Source organism: uncultured Cardiobacterium sp., from assembly GCF_938028185.1.
GTDB lineage: Bacteria > Pseudomonadota > Gammaproteobacteria > Cardiobacteriales > Cardiobacteriaceae > Cardiobacterium.
On the sequence record NZ_CALJAH010000267.1, the window covers coordinates 1 to 5,088 of the forward strand.

The following is a 5,088-nucleotide window of genomic DNA, read 5'->3' on the forward strand; positions in this document are numbered from 1 at the left end:
GCTCATTGATCATCGGCATATGCTCCAACTGGCGCGCGCGTGACTCACCGCGCAATGGTGCTGCCTTTATCGGGGGCGGATCCCAGCGCTGCATACCCGGTGGGGTGATGCGCGCCGCCGTAATCTCCATCTTCGCGTCTGCCGCATCAGCGATTGTGACCGCATCGGCAGAAGGTGCCTGGTCATCGCCATAGAACGAGTACGGACTGTTGCCGCTGTCGGCGGTACTTTGCTGCGTTTTGTCAGCTTTGTGCTTGCACGCTCCCAGCGCCAAGGCAAAAACAGTCAACAACATCACGCTACGGCAATCCATGGCGGCTCCCGTTTACTCGGCGGTTTTCCGGGCAGATTGCGGCGCGCGGCCATCCGGCACACACCAGTAGCTGCGCGAATACCAGTTGACGGTGAGGTCGCGCTCACGGTACTGGCAGCCGCCATCGGCGCGGCTGCCGGAGAAGCTGGTGCAGGCGGAAAGCAGGCAGGCGAAGACGAGCGGGAGGAGGAAGGTTTTCATGGGTGGCTCTCCCCGCTGGTGGTATTGGGTGTATGGGCGGCTGGTGCAGGCGGCGTTGATGAAGTGGTTGCCTGGGTCGGCGTGGCGGATGGTGGTTTATCCGGGTTCGCCGCTTTGGCTTCTGTCGCAGGCTTCGCGGCAGCTTTTGTATCGGTCGCCGCAGCCGGAGCTGCTGCTTTGCTTTCTGTCGCAGCAGGCGCGGTAGCCGTCTTGCGGGTAGCCGTTGCCGCTTTCTCGGTAGCGGGTGTAGTCGCCGTTTTCCTAGCGGCATCAGCGTTGGGTGCAGTCTTTTTCTCTGTCGCAGTCGTTACGGCGGCTTTTGTGCCGGAAGTAGATGCGGCAGTACGCGCTGTCGCAGTCGCAGGCGTGGCGGTTTTACTGCGGCTGGCGGTTTTCTCGCCCGTACTGACGGGGAGCAACGCCGGAGTAGTGCCTGTAGCAGACTTGCGCGCTTTCTTGCCTGCGGTCGCTTTGCCGGATTTTTCCGCATCTGTCCCGGGTGAGACGGTTTTCAGGTCGGCAAGGCGGGTAGTGGCGGGGCGTAGTGCGCTGGCTTCACGCACGGATTTGCGTGGCGGCGGGGTATTGAAGGTACTGTCGTGATAATCCCCGGCAGGTGGCGGCAGCAGTACCGCCTGGGGTGAGGCGACGTAACTGTCGTTAGGAAAGCTGCCCCCGTAAGCCGCCGACGTTGCCGTATGTCTGGCGGGATAACTGGGAGAGGCGGCATAGGAGACCGAGCTGGCATAGGGGTCATAGGGAGAAGGACTGACGCGGGTCGTGCCGCTTGCCGTGAGCGGCGCGTTATCCGCCGGCGTATTGGCCACAGTAGCTGCTACTGGTGCAGGACGCTCGGCATAGCGCACATTGACCTCGAAAGAAACGAGGCGGTTCACTGGATCAACAACGAGTGACCAGCCGTCACCGGCGACCCAGGACAGTGCGCGGGCCAGCGGCATCGGATTGATGCTGCGCTTGTTGTCGGGCCACGGCTGACGGTAGAGACGCCAGATTTGCGGGTCGGCATTATCTGCGCCAGCGAGTGCCCAACCGCTGCCCTGCAACAGCTGCTCCAGTCCTTCCTGGACGCTGTAAGCGTCAATCGTCTTGAATACCATGGCATCCAAGCCGGAAAGGCGGTCATTCACTTCCCCGCTCTCGACGATGGTATAGCCATTGCCGTAGTAGGTCTGTGCCTGCGCGCCGAGGGCGAGCGCTAGCGCGGAAAAAAGTAGAACCGGTCGCGTCATGCGTACTCCGAATACCAAAACTGGCGGAATTATTCGGCGCGGCAAGCCTAACGTCAGGAAATATGGCACAAATTAGCGCGCTAAATTGCACCATATCCGCTGACGCGGCGACGCAAAGCATTGACAATGCACAAACCTGACAACCTGCCCTCCCAAGCACTAAAGGGTATCCGTCACCCCGGCAACACCCGCTGCGCGTGTGCTGCCGTGTTGCCGGGTGATTGAAGGGGCTGAAGGGCTCCTGCCTCTAAAGGAAGCCGTCCCCTATCGGGGGACGGCTGTTAACGGCAAGGGGAAAGGGGCTTCAATGGCCTGAAGGGAGGCAAGGGGTGGTAACCGCTACGCGGTTACCACGAAGGGGTTTAACGGGTTTTTAACGGTTCCTAACGGTTAAAGGACAGAGACGATGACAGACACACTGGCACCGCGCTACCAAAAGGCAATTACGGCGATGCGCCCGGCAATAGAGGCGCTTTACCGGCACTATGAGGGCTTTTCGACACACTGGGTGGAGAAAGAAGAACTGCCTGCGGCAGAGCTGGAGGCTTTTCTCGAGCGGTTGGATATCAACTACCCCGACGCGTCGCACATGCGTATCAAGCTGGCCATCTGGGCATGTATCCAGCGCCTTTCCTGCTTCAGGTACCGCGTCATCCATACCGCCGCCGACGGTCGTGTCAGCGTCTGGAACCCACTGGAAATTCCGCTCAAGACATGGCGGCAACAGCACCCCGGCGGCGAACTGCATTACCGCGACACCGACCAGCCCTATCCTGCAACAGACCTCATTGCCGACTGGGTTGCCCGCCAGCTGCATGAACCACTCGCTCAGGACGGTTAAACATGCTGAAGTGGCTGCTTGGTAGCAAGACGGCAAAAAGCCGCGCGCCGGACAAACTCGATTTTGACCAATTGCCGGTACTTTCCGCCCGCGCCCTGATCGACCTCACCGGGCAGTACAGCCGCCTCGCCCACATCCGGCGCATCGTGCAAATCGATGACGTGACCTATCAGACCCTGTACCAGGATACGATCGAACGTTTCGCGGAACTGGTGCAGCTGATGCCGGCTTCGCAGGCACACCACCACGCCGTACCGGGCGGATTGTTTGTGCACACGCTTGAAGTTCTCGAACATGCCCTGACCCTGCGCCGCCAGCACAAACTGCCCATGTTTACGACAGAGAAACAGCAGGAAGACGAACGCCACCTCTGGACCTACGCGGTTTTCCTCGCCGCCCTGCTGCACGACGTCGGCAAACGCCTCACCCTGTGCCGCTTCATCCTCGATAACAACCGCGAGCTGGAACCCTTCTCCAGCGATCCGGCACAACTCGCAGGGCGGCATTACCGCATCGTTTTCAACGACCCCAAATACCACGTCCTGCACGAACAACTCGGCCTTGCCTTTATCGGACACTTGCTGTCGCCGTTGGCACAAGATTTCATCCTGCCGCGCCTGCACGTGATGCAACAGGTGATGGGCTACATCCATGGCGACGATGACGCCGCCGAAATCATCGGCAAAATCGTGCGCCAAGCCGACCAACAATCCACCGGTGAAAGCCTGCAACACATTCCCACGCGCAGATTCAAAGGCGCAACCCTGGAAAACATCGGCGAGCGCCTGATGACCCGCCTGCGCCATCTCCTCGCCGACAACCGCTTTGCCATCAATACCCGCAACGGCAACGTCTATACCACCGGCGACTTCCACACGGGCTACACCTACATCCTCAGCAAAACGCTGGCCGATACACTACGAAACAGCCTGCACGAAGACGGGCAGAACGATATTCCAAGCGACAACAACCGCATCTTCGACATCCTCGGCGAACACGGTTTCGCCGAACGAAACGCCGACGGCAAAGTGATGCACTACCTGAAACGCACCCTGCAAGGCAAAAGCGACACCTACACCGTCCTCAAATTCCGCACCGCACGCCTGCTCGTCACCGCTCCCCCGCCGTTTCCTGGCGACCTGGTTGAAGTGGCAAGCCGCGAAACCGCCGCTCCGACCTACGCAATGGCCGCCAAAAGCGCAGTACCAGCGAGTCACCAACCTGCCCCAATCCCGGCATCATCGCCCCCGCCTGCAACAGTCCCTGAAGCCCCGGACACCTTCAGCGACCAGACCTTCCCGTGGGACGAAACCGCCACGCCACAAACCACCACACCTGCAACAGCAGATGACCCGTTCGCTGACCCTGCAACAGGCGGGACATTTACGCCACATGCGGCAGCCACTGATGAAAACCGTCCTGCAACTGCGACAGGAGAAGAAACAGCGCAGCAAACTGCGGCTGCCGACGACCCCTTTGCCGACCCGGTCGGTATCGAAGTCCCGTTTTCTGCGTCGGCAACAACTGCCACGACACAACCGGCACCTGCAACCGCCGCAGAACCTTTTGCGGCTGCCGCAGGCGAAGACGAAAACCTGCCGCAGGAAACCACCAAAACTCCACCACCTGCGGCAGGAGAACAACTGCCTTCCGCAGCGGCAGCAGGCGAACAAACCGAACCCTCTGACCTGGGCGAACGTTTCTTTGTCTGGTGCAGGGCACAAATCCGCGAACGGAAAATCGTCATCAACGAAAGCAACAGCGTCATCAACAAAGTGTGCTACCAGGGACGCGACGTCATTGCTGCCGTCACACCGCGCATCTATTTCCTTTTTGGCGACACCCTCGGCCTGGTGCAGGACAAGAGCACGGCGACCCGTATCCAACACGCGCTGCACAAAAACAAAAGCAACACCCCCGCGCCTGCCGGACAAATACACCGTTACCAAATCAAAAAATCCGAGAACAACCCACTCGGCGGACACCAGGCTCTCAATTTTTACCTGTTTGAAATAGAAAAATTCGCAGGCGATGACACGGCGGTAAAAACGATCATCGATGGCGTACCGACCAACGGCAATCTGGTACCGGCAGCACCGAAGAACAAAGACAGCGCGGGGAAAAAGAAACCCGCCAAGAAGGCGGGGGGTGATACATGAATGCACACGCAAAATATATTTTCATAGACGGCACGTTTATGCCAACACAACCTTCACATAATCAAATGATTACTCAAGAAAGACACGTACAAAAACAAAACCGGAGAAGCCCGTGGCAAAACCTATACGCGCGTCGTATCTGTACACACCGATTCATGGTCAGGTTCCAATCAGTTCAAGGAGTTGCGCTCAAAAAACGGTTGCAAAGCCGAGATGAAAGCGGTACATTTGTGAACAGTTCAAACGGTACACATTTCTCTCCAAAATCTCTCTCTGACAGGCTTTCCCGTCGCAATGACGGGCTTATACCAGCATGGACAAGCC

Annotated in this window: 6 protein-coding genes; 3 read left to right on the forward strand and 3 right to left on the reverse strand. The window is 58.8% G+C overall.

What is annotated here, in order from left to right:
* From Q0349_RS07850 to Q0349_RS07860, 3 genes are all read right to left on the reverse strand, one after another.
* On the reverse strand, window positions 1–313 hold a 313-nt coding region (locus tag Q0349_RS07850), incomplete at its 3' end, for a hypothetical protein (protein WP_298080315.1).
* A 12-nt stretch (window positions 314–325) separates the two neighbouring features.
* Window positions 326–514: a hypothetical protein gene (locus tag Q0349_RS07855; RefSeq protein WP_281839552.1), complete on the reverse strand. Its 189-nt coding sequence runs from the start codon at window positions 512–514 to the stop codon at window positions 326–328.
* Window positions 511–1,764, reverse strand: a complete 1,254-nt coding sequence (locus Q0349_RS07860) for a hypothetical protein (RefSeq protein ID WP_298080316.1) — start codon at window positions 1,762–1,764, stop codon at window positions 511–513. The genes Q0349_RS07855 and Q0349_RS07860 overlap by 4 nt, the downstream gene beginning before the upstream one ends.
* A gap of 406 nt (window positions 1,765–2,170) precedes the next feature.
* Between Q0349_RS07860 and Q0349_RS07865 the strand changes: the two genes are divergently transcribed.
* From Q0349_RS07865 to Q0349_RS07875, 3 genes are all read left to right on the forward strand, one after another.
* Window positions 2,171–2,605, forward strand: a complete 435-nt coding sequence (locus Q0349_RS07865) for a hypothetical protein (RefSeq protein ID WP_298080317.1) — start codon at window positions 2,171–2,173, stop codon at window positions 2,603–2,605.
* Window positions 2,606–2,607: 2 nt separating this feature from the next.
* A complete protein-coding gene (gene mobH, locus Q0349_RS07870) occupies window positions 2,608–4,764 on the forward strand; it encodes a MobH family relaxase (protein ID WP_298080318.1) in 2,157 nt (718 codons plus the stop codon).
* Window positions 4,761–5,088, forward strand: a 328-nt coding sequence (locus Q0349_RS07875) for a hypothetical protein (protein WP_298080319.1), incomplete at its 3' end; no start/stop codon positions are given. The genes mobH and Q0349_RS07875, both read left to right, overlap by 4 nt.

Bases quoted from the DNA above. Each gene is read 5' to 3' on its own strand.
- Q0349_RS07865 (WP_298080317.1), top strand. From the start codon at position 2,171: ATGACAGACACACTGGCACCGCGCTACCAAAAGGCAATTACGGCGATG.
- Q0349_RS07860 (WP_298080316.1), bottom strand. From the start codon at position 1,764: ATGACGCGACCGGTTCTACTTTTTTCCGCGCTAGCGCTCGCCCTCGGC.
- Q0349_RS07855 (WP_281839552.1), bottom strand. From the start codon at position 514: ATGAAAACCTTCCTCCTCCCGCTCGTCTTCGCCTGCCTGCTTTCCGCC.
- mobH (WP_298080318.1), top strand. From the start codon at position 2,608: ATGCTGAAGTGGCTGCTTGGTAGCAAGACGGCAAAAAGCCGCGCGCCG.